The sequence below is a fragment of the Microbacterium sp. NPDC064978 genome (genome assembly GCF_044543605.1).
Classification (GTDB): domain Bacteria; phylum Actinomycetota; class Actinomycetes; order Actinomycetales; family Microbacteriaceae; genus Microbacterium; species Microbacterium meiriae.
Map to the genome: position 1 here is coordinate 452,725 of NZ_JBITWF010000002.1, position 23,930 is coordinate 476,654.

Annotated in this window: 20 protein-coding genes; 4 read left to right on the top strand and 16 right to left on the bottom strand. The window is 71.5% G+C overall.

The window, feature by feature from the left end; genetic code table 11:
- Positions 1–28 precede the first annotated feature (28 nt).
- Entirely contained in the window at positions 29–778 is a 750-nt protein-coding gene (locus tag ACIGJI_RS09080; RefSeq protein WP_259951780.1) for an SDR family NAD(P)-dependent oxidoreductase, read from the top strand.
- On the top strand, positions 771–1,121 hold the full coding sequence (locus tag ACIGJI_RS09085) for a nuclear transport factor 2 family protein (protein WP_363445140.1): 351 nt from the start codon (positions 771–773) through the stop codon (positions 1,119–1,121). Before ACIGJI_RS09080 ends, ACIGJI_RS09085 begins: the two co-directional genes overlap by 8 nt.
- Positions 1,122–1,191: 70 nt before the next feature.
- Here ACIGJI_RS09085 and dinB read toward each other — a convergent pair whose 3' ends face one another.
- The 11 genes from dinB to ACIGJI_RS09140 all read right to left on the bottom strand — a co-directional run bounded on the left by dinB (position 1,192) and on the right by ACIGJI_RS09140 (position 15,426).
- The gene (gene dinB / locus ACIGJI_RS09090; protein WP_259951779.1) at positions 1,192–2,388 is read right to left on the bottom strand and encodes a DNA polymerase IV; all 1,197 of its coding nucleotides are present in this window, start codon (positions 2,386–2,388) and stop codon (positions 1,192–1,194) included.
- Positions 2,389–2,449: 61 nt separating this feature from the next.
- Complete coding sequence (locus tag ACIGJI_RS09095; RefSeq protein ID WP_363445143.1) at positions 2,450–3,253, bottom strand: SDR family oxidoreductase; 804 nt, start codon at positions 3,251–3,253, stop codon at positions 2,450–2,452.
- 1 nt (position 3,254) lies between these two features.
- Positions 3,255–4,331, bottom strand: a complete 1,077-nt coding sequence (locus ACIGJI_RS09100; protein ID WP_363445145.1) for an enolase C-terminal domain-like protein — start codon at positions 4,329–4,331, stop codon at positions 3,255–3,257.
- Positions 4,328–5,086 carry an SDR family NAD(P)-dependent oxidoreductase gene (locus tag ACIGJI_RS09105; RefSeq protein WP_085604421.1) on the bottom strand — a complete coding sequence of 253 codons (759 nt, stop codon included), beginning with the start codon at positions 5,084–5,086 and terminating at the stop codon, positions 4,328–4,330. Before ACIGJI_RS09105 ends, ACIGJI_RS09100 begins: the two co-directional genes overlap by 4 nt.
- A gap of 109 nt (positions 5,087–5,195) precedes the next feature.
- On the bottom strand, positions 5,196–6,584 hold the full coding sequence (locus ACIGJI_RS09110) for a hypothetical protein (protein WP_363445148.1): 1,389 nt from the start codon (positions 6,582–6,584) through the stop codon (positions 5,196–5,198).
- A gap of 34 nt (positions 6,585–6,618) precedes the next feature.
- Positions 6,619–8,835 (bottom strand): peptidase C14, encoded by a 2,217-nt coding sequence (locus ACIGJI_RS09115; RefSeq protein ID WP_363445150.1) that lies wholly within the window; start codon positions 8,833–8,835, stop codon positions 6,619–6,621.
- The gene (locus ACIGJI_RS09120; protein WP_187662940.1) at positions 8,832–10,595 is read right to left on the bottom strand and encodes an ABC transporter ATP-binding protein; all 1,764 of its coding nucleotides are present in this window, start codon (positions 10,593–10,595) and stop codon (positions 8,832–8,834) included. The genes ACIGJI_RS09115 and ACIGJI_RS09120 overlap by 4 nt, the downstream gene beginning before the upstream one ends.
- Positions 10,592–11,440: an ABC transporter permease gene (locus ACIGJI_RS09125; protein WP_363445152.1), complete on the bottom strand. Its 849-nt coding sequence runs from the start codon at positions 11,438–11,440 to the stop codon at positions 10,592–10,594. Before ACIGJI_RS09125 ends, ACIGJI_RS09120 begins: the two co-directional genes overlap by 4 nt.
- A complete protein-coding gene (locus ACIGJI_RS09130; protein ID WP_363445154.1) occupies positions 11,433–12,395 on the bottom strand; it encodes an ABC transporter permease in 963 nt (320 codons plus the stop codon). Before ACIGJI_RS09130 ends, ACIGJI_RS09125 begins: the two co-directional genes overlap by 8 nt.
- Before the next feature lies 1 nt (position 12,396).
- Entirely contained in the window at positions 12,397–13,932 is a 1,536-nt protein-coding gene (locus ACIGJI_RS09135; protein WP_187662938.1) for an ABC transporter substrate-binding protein, read from the bottom strand.
- A gap of 132 nt (positions 13,933–14,064) precedes the next feature.
- Entirely contained in the window at positions 14,065–15,426 is a 1,362-nt protein-coding gene (locus tag ACIGJI_RS09140) for an MFS transporter (protein WP_363445156.1), read from the bottom strand.
- Positions 15,427–15,578: 152 nt separating this feature from the next.
- Here ACIGJI_RS09140 and ACIGJI_RS09145 point away from each other — a divergent pair, with 152 nt between their 5' ends.
- Entirely contained in the window at positions 15,579–16,229 is a 651-nt protein-coding gene (locus tag ACIGJI_RS09145; RefSeq protein WP_280565755.1) for a GntR family transcriptional regulator, read from the top strand.
- Positions 16,226–17,080 (top strand): SDR family NAD(P)-dependent oxidoreductase, encoded by an 855-nt coding sequence (locus tag ACIGJI_RS09150; protein ID WP_363445158.1) that lies wholly within the window; start codon positions 16,226–16,228, stop codon positions 17,078–17,080. The genes ACIGJI_RS09145 and ACIGJI_RS09150 overlap by 4 nt, the downstream gene beginning before the upstream one ends.
- Before the next feature lie 536 nt (positions 17,081–17,616).
- Here the strand turns inward: ACIGJI_RS09150 and ACIGJI_RS09155 are convergent.
- From ACIGJI_RS09155 to ACIGJI_RS09175, 5 genes are all read right to left on the bottom strand, one after another.
- On the bottom strand, positions 17,617–19,770 hold the full coding sequence (locus ACIGJI_RS09155) for a peptidase C14 (protein ID WP_363445160.1): 2,154 nt from the start codon (positions 19,768–19,770) through the stop codon (positions 17,617–17,619).
- A 104-nt stretch (positions 19,771–19,874) separates the two neighbouring features.
- Complete coding sequence (locus ACIGJI_RS09160; RefSeq protein ID WP_259951769.1) at positions 19,875–20,801, bottom strand: GNAT family N-acetyltransferase; 927 nt, start codon at positions 20,799–20,801, stop codon at positions 19,875–19,877.
- Positions 20,798–21,811 (bottom strand): hydroxyacid dehydrogenase, encoded by a 1,014-nt coding sequence (locus ACIGJI_RS09165; protein WP_363445162.1) that lies wholly within the window; start codon positions 21,809–21,811, stop codon positions 20,798–20,800. Before ACIGJI_RS09165 ends, ACIGJI_RS09160 begins: the two co-directional genes overlap by 4 nt.
- The gene (locus ACIGJI_RS09170) at positions 21,808–22,893 is read right to left on the bottom strand and encodes a dihydrodipicolinate synthase family protein (protein ID WP_268777501.1); all 1,086 of its coding nucleotides are present in this window, start codon (positions 22,891–22,893) and stop codon (positions 21,808–21,810) included. Before ACIGJI_RS09170 ends, ACIGJI_RS09165 begins: the two co-directional genes overlap by 4 nt.
- Positions 22,893–23,927: an epimerase gene (locus ACIGJI_RS09175; protein ID WP_363445164.1), complete on the bottom strand. Its 1,035-nt coding sequence runs from the start codon at positions 23,925–23,927 to the stop codon at positions 22,893–22,895. The genes ACIGJI_RS09170 and ACIGJI_RS09175 overlap by 1 nt, the downstream gene beginning before the upstream one ends.
- Positions 23,928–23,930 lie beyond the last annotated feature (3 nt).

A 23,930-nucleotide genomic window follows, 5' to 3' on the forward strand; every position in this document is an offset into this window, starting at 1 on the left:
AGACCGCTTCTTGCTATAGCGTTTAGGCATGACTGTTCGCCGCGCACTCGTCACGGGCGCCAGTTCCGGCATCGGAACCGCCGCCGCCCTCGAACTCGCCCGCGAGGGCGTCGCCCTCTGGATCACCTACGCCGGACGCGAGGCCGAAGCCGTCCGCGTGGCGGAGGAGTGCCGCGCGGCGGGCTCCCCGGACGTCCACGTGTCGCGCCTCGACCTCCGCGAACCGGACTCCATCGCCGCGCTCATCGCCGAGATCACGGACGCCTGGGGCGACCTGCACGTCCTCGTCAACAACGGCGGCGTGTGCCCGTACACCCCGTATCCCGAGATCGACATCGAGGAGTGGGACTTCGTCCTGGAGACGAACGCCCGCGGGACCTTCCTGCTCACCCGCGCGGCGCTCCCTCTGCTCCGGGCTGCCGACGGCGACCGCTCCGTCATCAACATCGCCTCGATCGCCGGCCAGGTGGGCGCGCTGCAGACGGGCATCCACTACGCGGCCAGCAAGGGGGCGATCCTCGCGATCACCCGCAGCTTCGCCCGGCACCTCGCCGCCGAGGGCATCCGTGTCAACGCCGTCACCCCCGGACCGGTCGCCAGCGCGATCACCGATCAGCTCCAGGGTGAAGGCCGCGCGAAGCTCGAGTCGGGCATCCCCCTCGGCGCCTTCGGTCAGCCGGAGGACGTCGCCTGGATCATCGCGTCGCTCGCCTCGGAGCGCGCCCGCTTCATCACCGGAGCCACCTACGACGTCAACGGAGGAGTTCGCATTGACTGACCGCACCGCCCTCGACCGTTCCGCTCTCGACACCGTGCAGGCGCAGCTCGACGCCTTCAACGCGCACGACCTCGACGCCTTCGTCGCGACATATGCCGACGATGCCGTGGTCACCGGGGTCGCGCCGGAACCCCTCGTCGGCTCGGCCGCGATCCGTGCCTTCTACGAGCCGCGGCTGCAGAACCCGGAGCTCTCCTGCGTGATCGACACGAGCGTCCTGTTCGGCTCCCGCTGGGTCGTCGCGCAGGAGCAGGTCATCAACGCCGGCGTCGCCACGGAGACCATCGCGACCTTCGACGTGGTCGACGGCGTGATCTCGCGGGCGTCGATGCTCAAGGCCTGACCCGCTTCGAATCGCCCGATTGGCTGTATTTCCGGTCGAAATGGGACCATTCAGGCGATTCGAAAGAGGGTCAGTGGTGCTCCGGAAGCACCGGGGACGACCAACCGGGGTCGCGGCCGAGGTGGGCGGCGCGGGAGACCGAGGCGGAGCCGTAGCGGTCACGGAGCGTGTCGAGCACGGTATCGAGGCGGGACTCGTCGCCCCAGTCGATCGGCAGCTCGGGCGGGACGCTGTCCGCGGCATCGAGCTGGGTGAACGAGAGGCCGAGCAGGGTGAGCCCGCGACCGCTGATCTCGGGCTGCGCCGCGGCGAGGAGCGTGCGGGCGACGGCGAGCAGCAGGGCGGTGCGGTCGGTCGGCGCCCGAAGCGACCGCGAGCGGGTGGCCTTCGTGAAGTCGCCGAAGCGCAGCCGCAGCACGACCGTCCGGCACACGCGGCCGCCGTCGCGGAGACGCCGCGCGAGCCGGTCGACGATCTGGGTGAGGATGACGTCGAGCTCGTCGGCCGACCGGGGACGGGTCCCGAGCGCGCGCTGCGACCCGATCGACCCGCGGCGCCGCGTCGTGTCCACGGGGCGCGGATCCCGCAGGCGGGCGAGAGCATGGACGTGCGCTCCGGTCGCCTTCCCGAGCATCCGCTCCGCCGTCGCCGCCTCGAGCTCCGCGAGCTGGCCGACCGTGCGGATGCCGTACCGGTGCAGCTTCTCCGCCGTCACGGCGCCGACGCCCCACAGCCGCTCGACGGGAAGCGGCAGCAGGAACTCCTCCTCCCGGTCGGGCTCGACGATGAGGAGTCCGTCGGGCTTGCTCACCGCACTCGCGACCTTGGCGAGGAACTTCGTGCGGGCGACGCCGACCGAGATGGCCAGGCCCGCCTCGGCGCGCACCCGCTCCCGCAGCCGGACGGCGATGGCCTCGGGAGTGCCGGCGATGCGACGCAGACCGCCGACCTCGAGGAACGCCTCGTCGATCGAGAGACCCTCCACGAGCGGGGTGGTGTCGCGGAAGATGCGGAAGACGTCCTTGCTGGCGGCGGAGTAGGCCTCCATCCGCGGCGGCACGACGACGGCGTCGGGGCACAGCTCTCGTGCCTGCCGTCCGCCCATCGCCGTGCGGACGCCGCGTGCCTTCGCCTCATAGCTCGCGGCCAGCACGACCCCGCCGCCGACGATCACCGGGCGCCCGCGGAGCTCCGGCGCATCACGCTGCTCGACCGAGGCGTAGAACGCATCGAGATCGGCGTGCAGAACCGTCGCTTCCCCGCGCATCCCGTTCTCCCGTCGACGAGCGGATCGTCGCACGGACCGGGGACATCGGCGTGGCCGGGGCTCAGGAAGCCGACGGCGCCGCGAACCGCTCCCGCAGCGCGGGGTCGAGCGCGATGTCCCCGAACGACGCGGTCCAGGCTCCGTCGACCGCGATGGACTGGCCCGAGAGGTAGGGGGCCTCGTCGGAGAGCAGGAACGCCGTCACCGCGGCGACCTCCTCCGCGCGGGCGATGCGTCCCATCGGCGGGCCCTCCGCGAGCAGCCGCTCCTCCGCCTCGGGGTCGGCGGCCCTGGCGATCTGTGCCTCCAGATGCGGAGTGCGCACGCCGCCCGGCGCGACGGTGTTCGCCCGTATGCCCAATCCGCCATATGTCACCGCGACGCTGCGGCTCAGGGCGTCGATGCCGCCCTTCGTGAACTCGTAGGCGGCGTGGTCCACGAAGCTCGATCGACCGTGGATCGACCCGATGTTCACGATCGCGCCCGCCTCGCCCTGATCGAGGAACGCGGACACGGCCGTCGAGCAGCCCCAGAGGTAGCCGAAGCCGTTGATGTCGACGATCTCGCGCACGACCGTCTCGTCGAGCTCGTGCAGCGGCGTGCGCTTCGTGATGCCGGCGTTGTTCACCCAGCCGGCCAGCGGTGCCCTGGCGCGTGCCGCGGTGGCCGCGCGCTGATGGGCGGTGCGGTCGGAGGCGTCGCCGAGCACCACCTCGGCGACGATGCCGTCCTCGACGGTGCCGGAGCCGGGCGAGCGTTCGAGCCCGACCACGATCCAGCCGTCGGCGGTGAGCCGCTCGGCGACCGCGCGCCCGATGCCCTTGCCGCTGCCGGTCACCACCACGCTACGCGGGGAGTCTGTCATGTCAGTCCCTCTCGAATCGGAAGACGGCGGGATCGAGGCCGAAGCCGAGCCCAGGAGCTGCAGGCGGCGTCACGGTCCCGGCGAACTCCGGACCGCCCGTCACGAACGAGGGCGCGGGGTCGTAGGGATTCACCCCGCGGGCGAAGGTCTCCACCTGGATGCCGAGGTGCGCCGTGACCTCGGGGTACACGTGTCCGGACACCGGGACGCCGCGCTCTGCCGCCCAGGAGATGAGTTCCCTGGCGGGCGTGATGCCGCCGATCGCGACGACGTCGAGGCGGAGGGCATCGACCTCGCCGACCTCCACGAGAGCCCGGAGCACGGCGGGGTCCGTCACCTCGTCGCCCACCGCCACCGGCAATCCGGTCTCCCGGCGGATCCGGGCCACGCCGGCCGCGTCCTCGGGGAGCAGCGGGTCCTCCAGCCAGGCCAGGCGCGGGTCGCCCCACTGCGCGACCTCCGCCACTGCAGCCTCCGCATCGGGCCAGCCGAAGCCCACGTCCACGACGAGACCGGTCGCGGACGGCAGCTCGGCGCCGAGGATCGCGAGCAGTTCGCGCATGTATGCCGGATCGGGAATGCGGGAGATCTTCACCTGCGCCCAGCCGTCCGCCTGCGCGAGCACCTCATCGGCGACCTCCCGCGGCGTCCGCTGCGGAGAGGGATACGCGGCGACGAGCATCCCCTCCCGCGGGGCGTCACCGGTGCCGAGCAGGGTCCACAGCGGCACGCCGGCACGACGGGCCGCGATGTCCCACAGGGCGATGTCGACGAGACCGATCGCCCGCCGCACGAGCCCCACCCGTCCGACGATCGCACTGCCGCGGAGCATCCGGTCCCACGCGGCCGCCGGGTCGTCGGCGTCGAGCCCCACTGCGTGCGGAGCCACCAGGCGCTCGACGATCTCCGCCATCGGGGCCTCGCGCGATAGGCAGTAGGCGACCCCGGTGGTGCCGTCGTCCGCCGTCACCTGCACCGCGGAATACTCCCGTCGCGTGACCGTCATCGCACCGAGCTGCAGCGGTGCCGGAAGGGGGAGCACCGCCGTGGCCGTGTCGATCCGGGCGACGGTGGTCATTCGGGCTTCTTCGCGAGGGGCACGCCGTAGTCCACCATGAAGCCGCCGTCGACGTACAGCGTCTGACCGTTCATGTAGCGCGACTGGTCCGACACGAGGAAGCTCACGGCCGCGGCGATCTCACTCGCGTCGGCCAGGCGCTTCGCGGGGATGCGGGACAGGATCGTGTCGAGGCTCAGCGTCCCCTGTTCGACGCCCTGCCGGAACACACCGGTGTCGACGTAGCCCGGGGCCACCGCGTTGACGCGCACCCCTCGCGACGCCCACTCCGCTCCGGCCGTGGAGGTGAGGCCGATGACGGCGGCCTTGGTCGTGGCATACGGCGCCCGCCCCGCGGAGCCTCGCGAGGAGATGGACGAGATGTTGACGATGCGGCCTTCACCCCGGTCGAGCATCCGCTTCCCTGCAGCTTGGAGGGCGGAGAACACCCCGTGCAGGTTCACGTCCACGACCGCGGACCACTCGTCCCACGTGAGGTCCTCGATGCCGCGGTGCCGCTGGATGCCGGCGTTGTTCACGAGCACCTCGATGGGCCCGAGCTCCGCCTCGATCTCGCCGAAGACCCGGTCGACGGCGGCGTGGTCGGTGACGTCGAGCTCCCGCCACAGGATCCCGGCGGGGTTCTCGCCCGCGGTGAGCCCGGGGACGCGGTCGGTCGCGACGACGAGGTAGCCGTCCGCGGAGAGTCGCTGTCCGATCTCCCAGCCGATGCCGGCCGAGCCTCCGGTGACGATGGCGACGGGGCGCGCGGTCATGTCTCTCCTCTGCCTCGGGGATTTGCTATAGCAACTCTATCCGGTTCGAATCGCGCAACTGGTTCGATTTCGGCCGGAAATGGAGCAAAGTGGGCGATTCGAAAGGGGGCTACCCCCGCAGTCCGGCCACCAACGACACGGCGTGGGACTCCAGGAGCTCCAGGGCACCGGGGGCCAAGGGCGTCTGCCACGACTGATAGGCACCGCGGTCGTAGGCCTCGCGGGTCGGGAGGTACACGAAGCCCGGACCGTTCGTGAGGTTCATCACCACGATCGGCGTCTCCGGGAACCGCTCCCGCAGCGTCGTCTGCAGCCGGGAATACGCCTCGCCCGGATGCCCCAGGATCACGGCGTCACCGAGCCGCCACGCCCACACCGGATGCGACACGGTCGGGCCCTCGATGTACCCGTCGCGGAGGTTCCGGGCCCGTCCGAGACGCTCCTCCCGCGACCGGGGGTCGATGTCCTTCCACTCCTCGGCGAGCTCGTCCAGGGTGGGCAGGTCGCGCAGCGGCAGCTCGACCGACGAGACGACTCCCGCCGCCGCCTCGCCGCCGTCCGCCGGAGTCCCGGTCCAGATCGCGAGCGGAGCACCCGACTCCACGACCCCGTCCAGCGTCAGCTCCTCGCCCGGCACCGGAAGCCCGTCCAGCGCCGCGAGCACCGCGTGCCCGAGTGAACGTCCGTGCCGGTCGGCCACCGCGACGTCGCCGGTGTACTGCTCCCGCGGGGCCAGCTCGCCCGAGGCCCCCTGCACGAACAGGCACGGTGCATCGGTGGCGGCCTCCACGATCTCGCGCATCGCGCCGACGTAGTCCGGCGACACCTCTCGGTTCTGCCAGGCCAGGGTCGTCGGATGGCAGGCGTAGTTCACCAGCGTCGCCCGCACCTCTCCGTCGATGCTGATCCGGCCGATCGTCACCGTGTCGTCGGCGGTGCCCTGCGGGTTGTAGCCGACGAGCGCGCGGCCGTCGAGGTCGAGCTCCCGCTCCGCCGCGAGGGTGCAGGTGCCCGTGGTCCACTCGATCAGTCCCGGTCGCGCGGTCTCCAGCGCTTCCCGCCCTGCCGCGATTCCCGCGGTGGACAGCGCCTCCAGGTACCCGGGGATGAGCTCGCCGCCCGGCAGATGCGCGTCCGCGGCGCACAGCACGGCCCCCGCGTGGGTGTGCGAGAGGGAGAGCATGAGCTGATCGGGCTCGAGGCCCAGACCGTCGAGGATCGCCCCGCGCACGCCCTGCTCGTCGGCCACTCGGCGCCACCACGTGCCGTCCACGGCGAGCAGCACCCGCGGCCGCTCGTCCACGGCCACCACCGTGAGCGCGGTCAGCTCGAACGGCCGGTGCGCCCCCTCGGAGCGCTCCCAGTCGGCCGGTCCCCAGTTCTTGGCGCGGATGCCGACGGGCGGGGTGATGTCGCGCCGGGCGATGCCGATGCGCGCCCGTGTGCGGGGGATGCGGATGCGGTCTCCGAGGTGCGTCGCCGCTGCGGTGTCGTTCACGCGTGGTCCTCCCTGATATCCATGATGCCGTCCGTCACGCGCTCGTCAGCACGTCGGCGATGACGACGCGCGGTCCGGCTTCCGGCAGTGCGGTCTCGACGCCGCGCTCGACGGTGTCGCTGTAGAGCAGCGTCGACGGCTCGGCGAATCCGTCCGCCAGCCGCAGTCGTCCGCCGACGAACTGGCTGCCGGTGACGCGGGCGTGATTGACGCCCGCGCCGATGTCGAGGTGGGCAGCGCCCTTCGGCACCGTCGAGGTCACCCCGCTCACCCGCCAGGTGACGACGCCGGCGCCTGCGGCCCTGCTGAGCAGAGCGCCGTCCGCGCGCTCCGTGGACAGCTCGACCCCGTCCAGAGCGATGAGCTGATCCCGCACCGCTGTCGCGGTCAGGCGCACGTCGCGCACGGATCCGCCGCGGATCGTCACCTTCGATGCGCCGACCTCGAACGGGGCGCCGCCCGCCGGGCCGCTGAGACGACAGTCCACGAACTCGACCGGCCCAGACCCGCGCGCCTTGACCCCGTCGATCCCGGTGATCGTGCAGTCCACGAAGCGGACGGGAGCCGTGACCGGGGTCTGCACGAGCACCTGATCCTTGGGCAGCGCAAAGGTGGAGTCCGCGATCACGGTCGGCCGCGACGAGCGCTGCGACCGCTGTCCGATCGCCAACAGCCCCGCGGTGCACCCGCGCACCTGGGCGCCGTCGGCGTTGATGGTCATGGTCGCCTGCGGATCGAAGGTCGAGCGGCCGATGACGCGCACGTTCTCCAGCGTCAGATCGCTGATCTTCGTCCCGGCGACGAACCAGGAGCAGACGTGATCGCGCACCGTGATGCGCTTGGCGGCCGTTCCCCACTGCGCGCCGGAGTTGGCGATGTCCATCAGCCCCGAGTTGCCGATGAAGGTGAGGTCGTGCTCGTACTGGCCGTGCGTGGTGAAGGGATTGCCGCCCTGGTCGTCGCCGTCGCCATGACAGTTCTCGACGAGGCAGTAGGCGCTGGCGGTGAGGTCGTTCAGGTGCCGGGCGTTCGACGACGTGCAGTCGCTCACCCGGCCGTAGAGGCTGTAGATCTGCTGCGTCAGGTACCCCGCACCGCCGTAGAACACGGTCGGCGGGTTCTCGACCGAGCAGCGCTCCGTCGTGAAGTGCGTGTTCCAGCGCCGCATGATCACGGGCCACCAGGTGCGGCTCGCGTGCACGTCGGCGACGTCGCAGTGGATCGCGTACTCGAAGGCGATCGGGTGGGAGCCGGTGAGCTCGCGAGAGTCGGGGAAGGAGCCGTCGGTGGGACCGTCGAAGGGACCGGCACCGAGGAACCGCATGTTCGCGATCCGCACGCCCGCGACCGGTGCCATCTGCCGCCAGATGAGCTTCCGCCCCGTGTCGAGCGGCCAGCCGTTGAGGTAATCGATGCGGATGTGGGTGCCGTCGATCTGCTGCGTCACCTGCACGAACCGCTGCAGCTCGCGCTCATCAGCCCCTCCTCCGGCGACGGGGTCGCACTGCACCGCCCACCACGAGTCCACGGGGAACCGGGACGCGTCCGGCACGGCGACCGCGTCGGTCAACTCCGGCCAGGCCTCGGCCAGCGCGTGCTCGACCGTGACGTCCTTCGGCACTCCGGTGAAGAACATCACGGCACCGAACGGGTTGTCGTGGGTGTTCTTCTCGATGCCGTCCGTCGTGATGACGTGTCCGCCGAAGTCGATCTCGACGTACGACCGGGTGAAGCGATGCCGACGCCGGAACAGGAGGTCGGTGCTCGCCTCGATGCGGCGGATGCGGGGATCGTTCACCATCGCCGCGAGCGCATCGTCGGCCGGCTTCTCCGGTCCTGTAATACCGAAGACCCGGAAGTCGACGGTGCCGTCGTGCTGCAGCACCCACCGGGTGTCGTGCTTCCCCGCGATCACGGTGCCGCCGTTGACCTTGGTCTTCGCGTTCTCGCTGCCCACGTACACGAGCAGTCCGGCGTCGCCGGGCTTCCGGTACCCGGCGACGACCGCCACCTCGCCGTCGCGGGCGCGGAGACGGGCCAGGTCGGCGACGGACTCCGCTCGCGTGACGTCCTTGGCGCCGGCGGCGACCGGCGCGGCCTGCGCCGGTGCGGTGCTCGCGAGAACGCCCACCGTGCCGAGCGCGACCGCGCCGAGCCCGGCCATGAGCGCGCGGCGGCCGGTCGACCGCACCGCCGCGCCGGCGCCCGCGGCGTCCGTCGAGGGCCCCGTCTCCTGATCCATGGTGGTCATCGTCGTCCTCCTCGTCCTGCGAGCGCGGCAGGGACCGCGCCCGTCTGCCCGCCCTGGGCCTGCCAGAGCGCCGCGGCCTCCGCGCGCCGTCGGCGCTCGAGGACCGGGTCGGCGATGGGGATCGCCGCCATGAGCCCGCGCGTGTACTCGTGCTGCGGGTTCGCGAAGAGCGCGTCGCGCGCCCCGATCTCGACGATGCGGCCCTGCTGCATCACGGCGACCGTCGAGGACATGTACCGGATCACCGCCAGGTCGTGGCTGATGAAGAGGTAGGTGAGGCCGAGCTCCGCCTGCAGCTCCCGCAGCAGATTGAGAACCTGCGCCTGGATCGACACGTCGAGCGCCGACACCGATTCGTCGAGCACGAGGAACTCCGGCTCGAGCACGAGCGACCGGGCGATGGACACGCGCTGGCACTGCCCGCCGGACATCGAGCGCGGCAGCCGGTGCGCGAACTCCTCGTCCAGACGCACGCGGTGCATGGTCTCGCGCACCTTCTCGGCGCGGGAGGCCCGGGTGCCGATGCCGTGGGCGCGCAGCGGCGCCTCGATGATCTGCGCGACGGTCTGCCGCCGGTTCAGGGCCGAGAACGGGTCCTGGAACACCATCTGCATGCGCTTGCGCAGCCGCCGCAGCTCCTCGCCGCGGAGGTCGTGCGGGCGCTGCCCGTCGAAGACGACCGTGCCTCCGTCGATGCCGCCGAGCGCGAGCACGGCCTTCGACACGGTCGACTTGCCGGAGCCCGACTCGCCGACGAGCCCGACCGTCTCGCCGCGCCGGATCTGGAACGACACGTCGTCGACCGCGGTCACCCGGCGCCCGGAGCCGAGCGTGAACACCTTCGAGACGCCCTGCACGTCCACCAGCACGTCGCCGGACTCCCGCGCCCGATCCACCGCGCTGATCGACCCGGCCTCGGCGAGCGGCTCCGTCCCGCGTTCGAGCACCTCCGCGGCGGTGCGGATGGGCTGCTGCACGTCCACCGTGAGGTCGACGACCGCGCCGAGCAGCGCCTGCGTGTACGGATGCTCCGGGGCCGTGTAGATGCGGTCGACCGGCCCCTCCTCGACCACGCGCCCGTGCCGCATCACGTGGATGCGCTCGCAGAACCCGGCGGCGACGCCGAGGTCGTGCGTGATGAGCACGACCGCGGTCCCGTGGTCCTCCGCGAGCCGATCGAGGAGGTCGATGATCCGGGACTGCGTCGTCACGTCGAGGGCCGTGGTCGGCTCGTCCGCGATGAGCACGGCGGGCCGGGAGGACATGGCCATCGCGATCATGACGCGCTGCCGCATCCCGCCGGAGAACTCGTGCGGGTACTGGCCCAGACGCTCCTCGGGCAGCGGCACCCCGACCTCGGTCAGCAGCTCGACGGCCCGCGCGCGGGCGGCCGCCGCCGAGACCCGGTCGTGCAGCCGGATCGCCTCCACGAGCTGGTGCCCGATCGTGCGGACCGGGTTCAGCGATGACATCGGGTCCTGATAGACCATCGCGATCTCGCCTCCGCGCACGCGGGTCATCTCCCGCGGGCTCAGCGTGAGCAGTTCGCGGTCGCGCAGCCGGATGCTGCCGCCGAGGGTCGCCCCGTCGTTCAGCCGCATGATCGACAGCGCCGTGAGCGACTTGCCGGAGCCGGATTCGCCGACGAGGCCGATGCGCTCACCGGGCCGCACCGCGAACGTGATGCCCTGGACGGGCATGACGTCGCCGTAGGAGACGGTGAGATCCTGCACCTGCAGGACGGGCGTGAGGTCGGTCATCGGCCCCTCCCCTTCCGATCGCCGCCGAACTGGTCGGCGAGCACGTTGAGCAGCCAGATGGTGATAAAGATGAACAGGGCGGGGAACAGCACGTACCCGATGGACTGGTACATCTTCTGGTAGCCCTGCTGCACGAGCGTGCCCCAGGTGGCCTCGGGCGGCGCGATGCCGAGCCCGACGAAGCTCATCGACGCCTCCAGGAGGATCGCGTTGGCGGCGTTGATGGCCGCCTGCACGACGATCGGCCCCTTGGCGTTCGGCAGCACCTCGGCGAAGAGCAGTCGGCGCCGGGTCGAGCCGAACGCCACAGCGGCCGTGAAGTAGTCCTCCTGCAGTTCGCTGAGCACCGACGACCGCACGAGCCGCGCGGTGGTCGGCGTGAGGAGCACCCCGATGATGACGGCGAGTTTCACGGGGTCGGCGCCGAAGGCGGAGATGAAGACGAGCGCGAACAGGATCTGCGGGATCGCCATGACCGTGTCGGCGAGGCGCATGAGGATCTCATCGACCCAGCCGCGCCCGAACGCCGCCGCCATGCCCCACGCGATGCCGAGGACCATGGCCACGAGCGTCGCGCCCCCGGCGATGAACACGGTGAGCTGGCCGCCGTAGAGCACGCGGCTGAAGAGGTCGCGGCCCAGCTCGTCGGTCCCGAAGAGGTGCGCCGCCGAGGGGCCCGCGAACCGGTCGGACGACTGCGCCGCGGGGTCGTACGGGGCCAGGAGCGGGGCGAGCACGCAGGCGAGGACGATGATCGCCAGCAGCCCCAGCGGGATCCAGGAGGCGACGGCGACCCGTCGGCGGGGACGCGCGGAGCGCAGCGCGAGGGTGAGGGTGTCAGCCACGGCTGCTCCTTGCACGAAGACGCGGATCGAGCACCCCGTAGAGGAGGTCGACGATGAGCGTGGTGAGGATGAACATCGCGGAGATCAGCAGCACGACCGACTGCAGCACCGCGTAGTCCCGCTTGAAGACCGCGTCGATCGCGAGCGAGCCGAGTCCGGGGACGCCGAACACGTACTCCACGATCACCACGCCGCCCAGGGTGTAGCCGATGATCAGGCCGAGCATGGTGAGTCCGGGGATCAGGGCGTTGCGGAGCGCGTGGCCGAGCACCACGCCACTCGCCGACTGTCCCTTGCCCTTCGCGGTGCGGATGTAGGGGGCGTCCAGCACCTCGACCATCGAGGCCCGGAGGAACCGCATGAGCAGCGGCGCCGCCGCGAAGGCGAGGGTGAGGCCGGGGAGGATCATGCGCACGAGGTTCTCGGCTGGGTCCTCCGCGAACGGCGTGTAGCCGCGGGCCGGCAGCACCTTGAGCTGCACGGCGAACACGACGATGAGCACGATGCCGATGAGGAACTGCGGAAGGGCCATGCCCGCGGTCGAGATCGCGGTGAGCACCCTGTCGACCACGCCGAGCGGACGCAGTGAGGCGAACACGGCAGCCGGGGTGGCGATGAGCACGGCCAGCAGCACCCCGATGAGCGTGAGCTCCAGCGTCGCGGGCAGGCGCTGCGCGATGAGCTCCGTCACCGAGTACTGGTTGAAGTAGGACTGGCCGAAGTCGCCCGTGAAGACGCCGCCGATCCACCGCAGGTACTGCTCGATGACGGGGGCGTCGAGGCCTGCCTCCTCCCGGAGCCGGGCGATGGTCTCGGCATCCACGCCCGGCGTCGAGCCGAGGCGGGTGATGACGGGGTCGCCCGGCAGCAGCCGGAGCACGACGAAGACGAGGAGCGAGGTGGCGATCAGCATCGCGATGCTGATCGCCACCCGCCGGAGGACGGAGAGGACCACGTCAGCCCTTCAGCTGCGCGCCCTCGAGGTGCAGCTGTCCGCCGCCCTCGACCCACACACCGTCGACCGCCGTGCTGGTGGCGGTGACGACCGTCGACTGCAGCGGCACGATGAGCGGCACCTGCTCGTTGATGATGGTCTGCACCGTGCCCCACTTCTCGGCCCGCGCGGTCTCGTCCGGCTCGGCGACGGCGTCGGCGAACGCCGTCTGGAAGTCGGGGTCGACCCAGTTGCACTCGCACCGCCCCTCCAGGTAGAAGTTCAGCGAGTAGGCCGGCTCGGGCGGGGTGGACTGGAAGTTCGGCACGATGTACCCGGGGTAGCTCTTGCCCGCGGGGTAGAACGCGTCGACCCAGGTGCCGATGTCGTTGTTGTCGATCTTCAGCGTGATGCCGATCTCCTTCAGGCTCGCCTGCAGGATCTCGCCGCTCGTGTTCCACTCCGGGTACTGTCCGGCCACGCCCCACCAGGTGAGCGTGCTGCCCTCGGTCACCCCGGCCTCGGCGAACAGCTCCTTCGCCTTGTCCAGGTCATAGGAGTAATCGGTCAGCTCGCCGCCGAACCACGGGTTGACCTCGCCGAGCGCGTTGTTCGTCGGCGAGACCGTGCCCTGGCCGTAGTAGGCGGCGTCGAGGATGGCCTCGCGGTCGATCGCGTAGGCCAGGGCCTGCCGGGCGCGCACGTCGTCGAAGGGCGGCGAGGTCGTGTCGATCTCCCACGAGGGCCACTGGCTCGGGTTCTCGGGCTTCACCAGGGCGATGTCGCCGCCTTCCAGACCCGCCACATCCCCCTGCGGCACCGACCACAGCACGTCGATGTCGCCGGAGCGGAGGCCGGTGACGGCGGCGGTGGACTCGGCGGCCTTCACGATCGTGATCTCGTCGAGCGCCGGCGCCTCGCCGAAGTACTCCGGGTTGGGCACGAGGGTGAGGCTGTCGTCGGGCGTGAAGGCGTCCACGACGTACGGCCCGGTGCCGATGGGCTCCTTGTCGATCGTGTCGAGCGCGTCGACGTCGATCATCTTCACCCAGACGATGCCCGCGGGGAAGGTCGCGATGGGCTCGGACAGCGTCACCACGACGGTCTTCTCGTCCGGCGCGGCGACGTCGGTGACCATCGAGATCTTGTTCTTCTCCTGCGTCGCCGTCTCCGGGTCGAGGTAGTAGTCGAAGGCGGCCACCGCGTCGTCGGCGGTGAAGTCCTCGCCGTTCGAGAACGTCACGCCGTCGCGGAGGGTGAACGTCCAGGTCTTCTGGTCATCGGAGGCCTCCCAGCTCTCGGCGAGATCGCCGACGACCTCGCCGGACTCGTCGGTCGTGGTGAGGCCGTTCCACAGCAGCGGGAACAGCACCTCCTCCCACGCGAACGTACGGATGGCGGGATTGAGCTGCGGGATGCCCTGCGCGGCGGCGACGGTGAGCGTGCCGCCCTCCTGCGCCTGGCCGTCGGGGGTGGATGAGGTGCTGCAACCAGCGGTGATGAGCGCGGCGGTCAGCAGCACTGCTGCTCCGCCGAGCCGAACACGACGACGCGACATGGGTGCCTCCAAGGTCGGGTGGTGCTTCGGGTAAGGGTGTTGCGCTATAGCATGTAGCAAAAGCGGAGAGGCGTCTAGAGCGAACCGGGCCGGCGGGGTCACGTTCTCGTCACGACCGCCGACCCGGCCCGGTCATCGCCGGGCCGTGGACGCCTCGACGGCGAGGTCGGGCGCCGTCGTGAAGTCCGTGCGGCGGCTGAGCACGAAGGCGATCGTCGCCCCGAGCAACGTGAGCCCCGAGATGAGGAGCAGGCCCCACACCGCCGACCCCGTGGTCTCGCTGATCCAGCCGATCGCGTAGGGTCCCGCGAAGCCGGCGAGGTTGCCGACCGAGTTGATGAAGGCGAGGCCGGCCGCGGCCGCCGTGCCAGTGAGCACCATGGGCGGCAGGCTCCAGAACAGCGGGGTGGTCGAGAAGAGCGCCGACATCCCGACGCACAGCGCTGCGAGCGCGAGCACCGGCGTGCCCTGCGCCGCGACCGCTGCGATGAGCGAGAGGGCGGTGATGCTGAGCGTGATGCCGATCTGCAGCGGGATGTTGCCCTGCTTCCGGGCGGCGCGCTCCCACGGCAGCATCACGAGGGCCGCGCACAGGTTCGGCAGCGCCACGAGCCACCCCGTGGTGGAGTTCGAGAAGTCGCCCATGCTCTTCACGATGGTCGGCAGCCACATCCCCAGCCCGTACGCACCGAACACGACACCGAAGAAGAGCACGATGAGCGTCCAGAGGCGCCCGTTGCGGAAGACCTCGCCGAGACGAAGACGTCCGTGCCGCTGCTCGGTCGCCTGGGTCTCGGCGGCGAGCGTGTCGGTGATCCAGCGCTGCTCGGCGGGGTTCAGCCAGCGCGCGTCCTGGGGGCGGTCGGGGAGCCAGAAGAACACGACGAACGCGAGGAGCACGGCCGGGACGCCCTGCAGCAGGAAGACGAGCTGCCAGCCCTCGAGCCCCCACAGCCCGTGCAGCTCCAGCATCCAGCCGGACAGCGGCGCGGCGACCGCGTTGGCGATCGGGTTCGAGAGCACGAAGACGGCGAGCACCTGCGTGCGGTACTGCCGCGGGAACCACAGCGTGAGGTAGAGCAGCACGCCGGGGAAGAATCCGGCCTCCGCGATCCCGAGGATGAAGCGCGCGATCGCGAACTGCGTCGCGTCCTGCACGAAGGCGGTCAGCGCGGCGACGATGCCCCACGAGATCATGATGCGCGCGATCCACTTGCGGGCGCCGAACTTCTCCAGCAGCAGGTTGCTCGGCACCTCGAACAGCAGGTAGCCGATGAAGAAGATGCCCGCCGCGAAGCCGAAGGCAGCCTCAGTGATCTGGAGGGCGGCGGTCATCTCCAGCTTCGCGAAGCCCGCGTTGTTCCGGTCGATGTAGGCGACGAGGTAGAGCAGTCCGAGGAACGGACCCAGCCTCCAGATCGCCTTCTTCATGGCGGTGGCTCCCACCGCGTCCTCCGCGGCGCGCGCCTGCGCGAGCGTCTCTCTGCCGGACATGACAACTCCTTCGTCATCGGTTTCGGGTTTTGCTATAGCATCTAGCACCGCGCGGTTCCTGTCCAGTCCCGGCCTCATGCCATAGCATCGACCGAGCGAAGGAGCCCCCGCTCGACGAGCACCGGGCCGCGCGAGATCGAGAAGGGCCCCGGATGCGCAGCGTGTCGGATCAGAACATCGCCGAGCAGGTCACGGACGAGCTCCGGGCGGCGATCCACTCCGGAGAACTCGCCCCCGGCGAGCGCCTCGTGGAGCGCAAGCTCGCCGACCGTCTCGGCGTCAGCCACATCCCCGTGCGCGAGGCCCTGACCCGGCTCGCCGAGGAGCGCCTCATCACCCGCGAGCCCCGCCGCGGCGCCCGCGTCGCCCAGCTCAGCGCGCAGGACCTGGAGGAGATCTCGAGCCTGCGGATCGTGCTGGAGCAGTTCATGGCGATCCGGGTGCAGGAACGCTGGAACGACGAGTCGGCGGCCCGGCTGGAGGCCATCATCCAGGCGATGGCGGATGCGGCGCCGGGCGACGTCGCCGAGGTCCTGCGCCAGGACCGCCTCTTCCACGAGACCCTGGCCGACCTCGCCGAGCACCGGTTCCTCGACGAGCTCAGCGCCCAGCTCCGCGGCCGGATCGCCGGGTTCATCCAGGCGGCCAACTCCGCCCTCGACCCCGCCGAGCAGGAGGAGCACGTGCGCAGCCACCAGCAGATCGTCGACGCCATCGCGACCGGCGATCCGGAGCAGGCGCGCGCGGTGATCGCCGAGCACGTGACCAGGGCCGTGCGCCGCATCACTCCGTCGGCCGAGTGAGCGCCGCCGTGGCCGCGCGCACCATCGTCCTCACCGGAGCCTCGGACGGGATCGGCGCCGCCGCCGCCCGCCAGCTCGCCGGATCCCCGCACCGCCTGCTCCTCGTGGGCCGTTCACCCGACAAGATGCGGGCCGTGGCGGAGGAGGCCGGCGCGGAGTGGTTCACTGCCGACTTCGCGCGCCTCGACGACGTGCGCACCCTCGCCGCGCAGCTCGCGGACGCCGTGGGCGCGGCGGGCATCGACGTGCTGGCCAACAACGCCGGCGGCATCTTCGGCGACCGCACCCCCACCGTCGACGGGCACGAGAAGACCATGCAGGTGAACCACCTCGCCCCGTTCCTGCTGACGAACCTCCTGCTCCCGCAACTCCTCGCCGCGCGCGGCGCGGTCGTGAACACCTCCAGTGTCGCCCACCGCCTCTTCGGGCATCTCGACGTCGACGATCTCGACAACACCCGCCGATACTCCCCGAACAAGGCCTACGGCGACGCCAAGCTCGCCAACGTCCTGATGGCGAAGAGCCTGCACGAGAAGTTCCATGCGCAGGGGCTCAGCGCGGTGGCCTTCCACCCCGGCACCGTGGCGACGAACTTCGCCGCCGAGTCGTCGAGCATCATGCGCCTCGTCTACCGCACCCCGCTGCGCCCCCTCGTCCTCATCGGCAGCGACCGCGGCGGCGCGACGCTGCGCTGGTTCCTCGAGGGCACGCCCGGCGAGACCTGGATCTCCGGTGGGTACTACGACGAGCGCGTCCTCACCACCCGCGTGAACCCGCAGGTGAACGATCCCGCTCTCGCCGAGGCCCTCTGGCGGCGCAGCGCCGAGCTCGTCGGGCTACCCGAGGCCTGAGGATGTCAGTCCCGCTGAACCCGGACAGCCCCCGGCACCGCCCGGGCACAACTCCGGAGAACCCCGGCGACACGCCGTAGGCGGGGCCGAGGCGGCGGCGGATCGCGCCGCATCTCCGGAGTTACGCCCGGGGGATCAACTCACCCTGCCATGATGGTGCGCTTCCAGTCGGCCTGGACGACGGTGGGCGCCGGCGCGGCACTTGCCGCGACCACCACCCCCGTCGCGAGAACGACCGTGACCAACAGGCCCTTCATCGCGGCCCTCATCCGCCGAAGCATCCGGACAGCAGGACGCAACCCGACTGGTTGCCCCCGGAGCCATCGGCCGGAATCGGCTTCCAGACGGCCTGGACAGACTGGGGCGCCGGTCCGCCTGCTGCCGCCACCGTGGCACCCGTGGTGAGCACACCGGCGACAAGCAGCCCCACCGCTGCGCCGCCCGGGCACGACTTCGGAGACCCCCGGCGACACGCCGTAGGCGGGGCCGGGGAGGCGGCGAGTCGCGCCGCAGCTCCGAAGTCGTGCCCGGCGGGATCAGCCGACGACGAGGTTGGCGGTGTCGACGACGCGGTCGCCCTCGGCGGGGAACGCCGACCGGGTGACACCGGCTTCGACGTTGCCGGTGTGCAGCAGTGTCGAGCCGGCCCCGAAGGCGTCGTCGCGGAGCTCCAGGGCGCCGCCCTCGAACCGGTTGCCGACCGCGCGGTAGTGGGTCGCGCCGCTCGTCACGGCGACGTGCGTGGTCGCCCCCTCCGCCCGGAATGTGCTGTCGGCGAGCGTCAGGTGCAGCTCGCCCGCACCCGACCGCGACACCGTCGTCCCGCCCTTCGCCGACACCTCGGAACCCGCGATCTCGACGACCTGACGGTCCTTCGATGCTGCCGCGATGCGGGCGTTCCGGAGCGTGGAGCCCTCGACGCGCAGCTTGCCCGTCGCCGAGGCGATGGGGGCGGCATCGTCCGCCGCGGTGAGGGTCGAGCCGCGGAAGGTGACTGCACCCGGCCCGTTGATCTTCATGCCGCCGACGCGGTCGAGCACCGTGTCGACGAAGGTCACCGGCGTCTTCACCGTCGCATTGGTGAGCTCGCCGGGAGCGACGAACGTGAAGTGCGAGTCGGCGATCACGGTCGGGCGTGCGGAGTTGTCGGAGGCCTGGGTGATGACGAGCGTGTCCGACGCGGTGCAGCCCCGCAGCTGCGCGCCGTCCGCGTTGATCCACAGCATCCCGGAACCGGCGAGTGACTGCTTGCCGATCACCTGCACGTCCTCGAGCGTCAGGTCGGTGATGCGCACGCGCGCGACGAACCACGAGCACACGTGCTTGCGGACGGTGATGCGCTTGGCCGCCGATCCCCACGCGGCGCCGGAGTTCGCGAACGTCATGAGTCCGGAGTTGCCCGTGTAGGTGAGGTCGTGCTCGTACTGGCCGTGCGTGACGAAGGGTCCCTGGTCGTCGCCGTCGCCGTGGCAGTTCTCCACGAGGCAGTAGGCGCTGGCGGTGAAGTCGTTGAGGTGCCGGGCGTTGGCGGTGTGGCAGTTGGCGACGTACCCGTACAGGCAGTAGATCTGCTGCGTCAGGTAGCCGGCGCCACCCCACGTGACGGAGGTCGGGTTCTTCAGCGTGCAGCTCTCCGTGGTGAAGTACGTGTTCCACCGGCGCTGGATCAGCGGCCAGAAGGTCGCCGTGCCGTCAATGTGGTCCACGTCGCAGCGCACCGCGTACTCGAAGGCCAGCGGGTGCGACCCGGTGTACTCGTCCGTCCCCTTGCCGAGGAACTTGAGGTTCGACACCGTCACGTCCTGCACCGGCTTCACATGCCGCCACGTCATCGTGCGGTCCTTGCCGAGCGGCCAGCCGTTCTTGTAGTTCACGCGGATGTGCCGACCGTCGACGATCTGGGTCACCTGCACCAGCCGCTGCAGCTCGCGCTCCCAGCGACCAGACAGCGCGTTGACCTCGGCGGCGTACCACTCCCCGACCGCGAAGAACGAGGAGTCGGCGACGGGGAAGATGTCGGCAAGGTCGGGCACGTCCTCCCCGAGCTTCGCCTCCTGCACTGCGTCGGTCACCTCGCCGCGGAAGAACATGACGGCCGCGAAGGGGTCGTCCTTCCCGGCGTTCTCGATACCCTCGGTCGTCATCAGGTGGTGCCCGAAGTCGAAGGCGATGTTCGACCGGGAGAACTTATGACGACGGACGAAGTTGAGGTCGGTGTGCGCCTCCACGCGCCGCACGCGGGCGTCGCCCACCATCGTGTCGAGCGCGTCGTCGGCGGGCGCGGAGGCGTCCATGATGCCGAACTTCCGGAAGTCGACCGTGCCGTCGTGCACGAGCACCCAGGCGCCGCCCTTCGGCCCCGCGAGCACCGTGCCGCCGTTGGCCGCGGGGGCGTCCTTCTTCACGAACCGGTAGAGCCCGTCGCCGCCGTCGCCCGGGGCGGCGTAGCCGCTCGTGCGCACGAGGTCGCCGTCCTTGCCCTTGCGCGTCGCGAGAGCGGTGGCGACGCCTCCGTGCGCGACGTTCTTGGAGCCCGACGACTCCTGCGGCACGGTGGGCCCTGCGGCCTGGGCGACGGCAGGGGTGCCGATCGCCGCGACCCCGCCGAGGGCGGCGGCGCCGAAACCGGCGAGCAGCATGCGTCGACTGCGCAGCGCGGCGGTCTCCGTGGTGGTGTCCAGCTGGGTCATGCTCATCCTCCTTGCGGCGTCCTCGCCGCGGTCAGGCGTCCGGCCCTCGGCCGGATCGCGGTCACCGATCAGTCCCCGATCCCCAGCGCTCTCCGAGCGGATGCTCAGAAGTAGTCGCCCGCCGTGAAGTGGCGGATGCCGTCCACCCGGGCCTCGCGGCGCAGCGGCCGGATCATCCCGGTGCGGTCGTCCTGCCGCACGGCCGCCGGAGCGAACGCGCGGACGGCGCGTTCGTCCGCGGCGAGCGCGGGGACGGCCAGCTCGCAGGTGCGGACGCCCGCCGCGGCCCAGTCCGCGGCCACGGCGTCCAGCAGGGTGCGACGCACCGCGGCAGGATCGGCCAGGGTGGGATCGGTCGCGCTCTCGTGCAGCAGCCCGACGCCGTCGCGCACCTCCGCCACCGCGTAGCCGACCGTCGTCTCCGCCTCGGCGAACCGGTACAGCGTCGCGCCCCGTAGCCGCACCTCCGCCATCGTCCAGTCGCGGTCGCTGCGCACCGGAGCGAGCACGACCGCACCGGTGCGGGAGCGCTCGTAGACCTCGCGCACCGGGCCGAGGACACCGAGTCCCACGGACTCACGGCGGACCGAGGCGTGCTCTGCGGCCGTCGCCGACGCCGTCCACGGCCCGGCCATCGTGCGGGGCATCGAGATGGTCGCGAAGCCGCTCGACCGGTACACCTCGGGAGTCCCGGTGAACAGCAGGGCCCAGTCGGCGTCACCGGCCGCGTCCAGGGTGGCCGCCACGAGCCGGCGGGCCAGTCCCCGACCGCGAGCCCGCTCGGCGACCGCGACGCTGCCGATCGCGTGCACCTGCGCCACGCCGCCGTCCGACTCCCGCAGGCGCTTCGGCAACCCGTAGATCGACCCGCACAGGCCGTCGTCGTCGGCGGCGACGATCGTGTGATCCAGCCGCTCGTCGTCCACCAGCCACTGGTCCGGCGCGAGGGGCGGCGTGAAGGCGGCCGCCCACAGTGCAGCGAGGGCGGACTGATCCTCCGCGCGCGCCGACCGCACGAGCACGGCGCTCATGCCATCGAGGAGAGCTGGTCGCGGTGGACGGCGTGTCCGAGGGGCTGCCCCGCGGCGAAGGCGTCGAGCTCGTCCGCCACGATCCGCCCCTGTCGCAGCCGCCCCTCCCTGGTCCCGGCCGCGCGGTGCGGGGTGAGCAGCACCCGCGGGGCCGAGCGGAAGGGACTCTCCACGGGCAACGGCTCCTCGTCGAACACGTCGATCGCGGCGCTCAACCGACCGCGCTGGAGTTCGGCGAGCAGGGCGGCCTCGTCGACCAGCCACGAGCGCGCCGTGTTCACCAGGCCCGCGCCATCCGGCATCAGGGCGAGTTCGCGCGCACCGATCAGGTGGTGCGTCTCCGGCAACGTCGGGGCGTGCACCGCGACGATCTGCGCGCGGCGAAGCGCGGCGTCGAGCCCCACGAGCTCCGCCCCGAGGGACGACGCCTCGGCCGCGTCGAGCGTGGGGTCGACGAGCAGCGGCTGCGCGCCGAGCGCCCGGATCAGCTCGAGGTACGCCCGCCCGGTCCGGGAGACGCCGATGACCGCGATGGGCGCCCCGAGGATCTCGTGCTGCACCCCGACGGCCTCCGCGTCCCACCAGCCGTCGCCGACGCGCAGGGCGTCATGCATCTCCGGCACCCGGTGCAGCAGGGCGAGCGTGAACGTCAGCGACACCTCCGCCACCGACCGGGCCATCCCCGCCCCGGCCTGCGTCACCCGCACGCCACGGTCGAACAGCGCGTCGGTGGCGAAGGGCTTGATCGTGGCGCCGGTGTGCGCGATGAGCTCGAGCTTCGGGAGGGTGGCGAGCACGGTGTCGTCGAAAGGACCCACGCCCCAGCTCGTCACCACGACGCGCGCCTCGTCGAGCACTGCCTCCGCGAGGCGGTCCACCCGCACGAACGACCCACCGAGCCGCGCCGCGATGGTCTCCAGGCGGGCCGCATCGTCCGTCGAGAAGAACTCCGCGAACAGCTCGGCGGAGACGACCGCGACCACGGTCGGTGCGCCCGTCCCCGCGGTCATCGCAGCCAGGCCTCGAGGTTCTCGGCGATGAACGCGTCGTCGTTGAGCTCCGGGTACGCCTGCCGGACACGGGCGATCTCCTCCGCCTGCCCCGGGGAGAGGCCCTCGGCCGGGTCGAGGCACCAGATGCCTTCGAGGAGGCCCTGCTGGCGGAGCATCTCGTGCACCCCGGCGATGACCCCGTGGAAGTCGTTGCCCGGATCGAAAACGGCCTGATTCACGTCCACCATGTCGGAGGCACGGCGTCCCACCTCCCGGTAGGCCTCCGCGTCTCCCGCGAGGGCTCGGTGCACACGCTCCAGCAGCGCGACGGCCGCATGCGTGCCGACGGCCCACTGGCCCAGCAGCCCGCCGACGAACCGGAGGGTGCGCCGCCCGGACGGGGAGTCGACATGGAACTCGGAGAGCAGGTCGGCGACGATCGCGTCGTCGTTGCCGGTGTACAGCGCGATCTCGTCGGCGCGTCCCGAGGCGGCCACGCCCCGCACGAGCTCCAGCGTGCGATAGCGGTCGAAGGGCGCCGCCTTCACGGCGACGACGGACGGGATCGCGGCGAACTCCCGCCAGAACTCGCGGTCGAGCACGGGCCCGCCGATCGCGGTCTGCAGATAGAAGCCGACCAGCGGCAGCACCTCGCCGACGGCGCGGGCGCGGTCGAGCAGGGCACGCTCGTCCGCACCCGCGACGCGGGGACTCACCAGCACGGCGTCGTAGCCGAGGGAGCGGGCGAGCTCCGCCTCGGCGACCGCCTGCGCGGTGTCGCCCGCCACTCCGGCGATGCGCACGAGGGTCGCGTCGTCGCGGGCGTCCATCTCCTCCGCGGCCAGTGCGAGCACCGGCTCGAAGAGCGCGTGCTCCGGGTCGCGGATCTCGAACTGCGTCGTGTGCACGCCGACGGCGAGACCGCCGGCCCCGGCGTCGAGGTAGTAGCGGGACAGCGCCCGCTGCCGCCGCTCGTCGAGCGTGCGCTCTGCGGTGAGGGCGAGCGGATGGGCCGGGATCACGGCGCCGCGGGCCAGGGTCGCAGCGGCCTCAGGGCGCAGCGACGGCACGGTCGCCGTGTGCGCAGCGGCGTCGGTCATCAGAACTTCCCGTCCCGCACGGCCCACTTGGTGGGCTTGGCGATCATCGGCAGCCCGTCGCGGATCCAGCCGGCCTGCATGCGGATGAGCTCCTCGGAGGAGACGGACGGGTAGCCGAACAGGGCCATGCAGCGCCGGGCGTCGCTGAGCAGCGCGGTCGGCATCGGCTCGTCGACGATCTCGACCTCCCGCTCGAACAGGGCGCCGAAACGGTGGGCGATCGAGGAGACGCTGAGCAGCTCCGGTCCCGTGAGGTTGATCACGAAGGGGTCGGTGGAGGCGTGCGCGAGGCTCCGCAGCACGACCTCGTTCGCGTAGCCCTGCCAGATCACGTTGACGTTGGCGGTGGCGACCGAGACCGGCTCCCCCGCGTGCACGGCGCTGCCGATGTCGGCGAGCACCCCGTAGCGGAGGTCGACGGCGTAGTTCAGGCGGATGATCGCGACCTTGGTGCCGCGCTCCTGCGCCCCGAACTCGAACACGCGCTCCCGTCCGAGGCAGGACTGCGCGTACTCGCCGATCGGCGCGGGCGTGGTCTCCTCGGCGGCGCCGCCGGAGGAGGCGGGGACGAACGGGTACACGTTCCCGGTGGAGAGCACCGAGATCGCGCTGTCGCGGTAGCGGCGGGCGATGCGGTCGGGCAGAGCCGCGTTGACCTCCCAGGCCCAGGAGGCGTTGGTCGCGGCGCCGAACTTCGCGCCCACCATGAACACCACGTTTGGGGCATCGGGGAGACCGGAGAGGTCGTCGTTCTCGATGAGGTCGAACGGCACGACGCGCACCCCCGCGGCCTCCAGGCGCTCGCGGATGGCGGCGTCGCCGAAGCGGGAGACCGCGTACACCGCGTCGTCGGTGCGGCCGGCGGCGTCCAGGCCGCGCCGGGCGAGCATCGCCAGGGTCGGGCCCATCTTGCCGCCGGCGCCGAGGATCACGAGGTCTCCGGAGCCCTGCGCGAGGTCGGCCACGAGCCCGTCGCTCGGGGTGGCGAGCGCCTCCTCGAGCTCGGCCTCGGAGGCGAATGCGTACTGCGTCATGGT

Bases quoted from the DNA above. Each gene is read 5' to 3' on its own strand.
- ACIGJI_RS09080 (WP_259951780.1), top strand. From the start codon at position 29: ATGACTGTTCGCCGCGCACTCGTCACGGGCGCCAGTTCCGGCATCGGA.
- dinB (WP_259951779.1), bottom strand. From the start codon at position 2,388: ATGCGCGGGGAAGCGACGGTTCTGCACGCCGATCTCGATGCGTTCTAC.
- ACIGJI_RS09095 (WP_363445143.1), bottom strand. From the start codon at position 3,253: ATGACAGACTCCCCGCGTAGCGTGGTGGTGACCGGCAGCGGCAAGGGC.
- ACIGJI_RS09100 (WP_363445145.1), bottom strand. From the start codon at position 4,331: ATGACCACCGTCGCCCGGATCGACACGGCCACGGCGGTGCTCCCCCTT.
- ACIGJI_RS09105 (WP_085604421.1), bottom strand. From the start codon at position 5,086: ATGACCGCGCGCCCCGTCGCCATCGTCACCGGAGGCTCGGCCGGCATC.
- ACIGJI_RS09115 (WP_363445150.1), bottom strand. From the start codon at position 8,835: ATGACCACCATGGATCAGGAGACGGGGCCCTCGACGGACGCCGCGGGC.
- ACIGJI_RS09120 (WP_187662940.1), bottom strand. From the start codon at position 10,595: ATGACCGACCTCACGCCCGTCCTGCAGGTGCAGGATCTCACCGTCTCC.
- ACIGJI_RS09135 (WP_187662938.1), bottom strand. From the start codon at position 13,932: ATGTCGCGTCGTCGTGTTCGGCTCGGCGGAGCAGCAGTGCTGCTGACC.
- ACIGJI_RS09140 (WP_363445156.1), bottom strand. From the start codon at position 15,426: ATGTCCGGCAGAGAGACGCTCGCGCAGGCGCGCGCCGCGGAGGACGCG.
- ACIGJI_RS09145 (WP_280565755.1), top strand. From the start codon at position 15,579: ATGCGCAGCGTGTCGGATCAGAACATCGCCGAGCAGGTCACGGACGAG.
- ACIGJI_RS09155 (WP_363445160.1), bottom strand. From the start codon at position 19,770: ATGACCCAGCTGGACACCACCACGGAGACCGCCGCGCTGCGCAGTCGA.
- ACIGJI_RS09160 (WP_259951769.1), bottom strand. From the start codon at position 20,801: ATGAGCGCCGTGCTCGTGCGGTCGGCGCGCGCGGAGGATCAGTCCGCC.
- ACIGJI_RS09165 (WP_363445162.1), bottom strand. From the start codon at position 21,811: ATGACCGCGGGGACGGGCGCACCGACCGTGGTCGCGGTCGTCTCCGCC.
- ACIGJI_RS09170 (WP_268777501.1), bottom strand. From the start codon at position 22,893: ATGACCGACGCCGCTGCGCACACGGCGACCGTGCCGTCGCTGCGCCCT.
- ACIGJI_RS09175 (WP_363445164.1), bottom strand. From the start codon at position 23,927: ATGACGCAGTACGCATTCGCCTCCGAGGCCGAGCTCGAGGAGGCGCTC.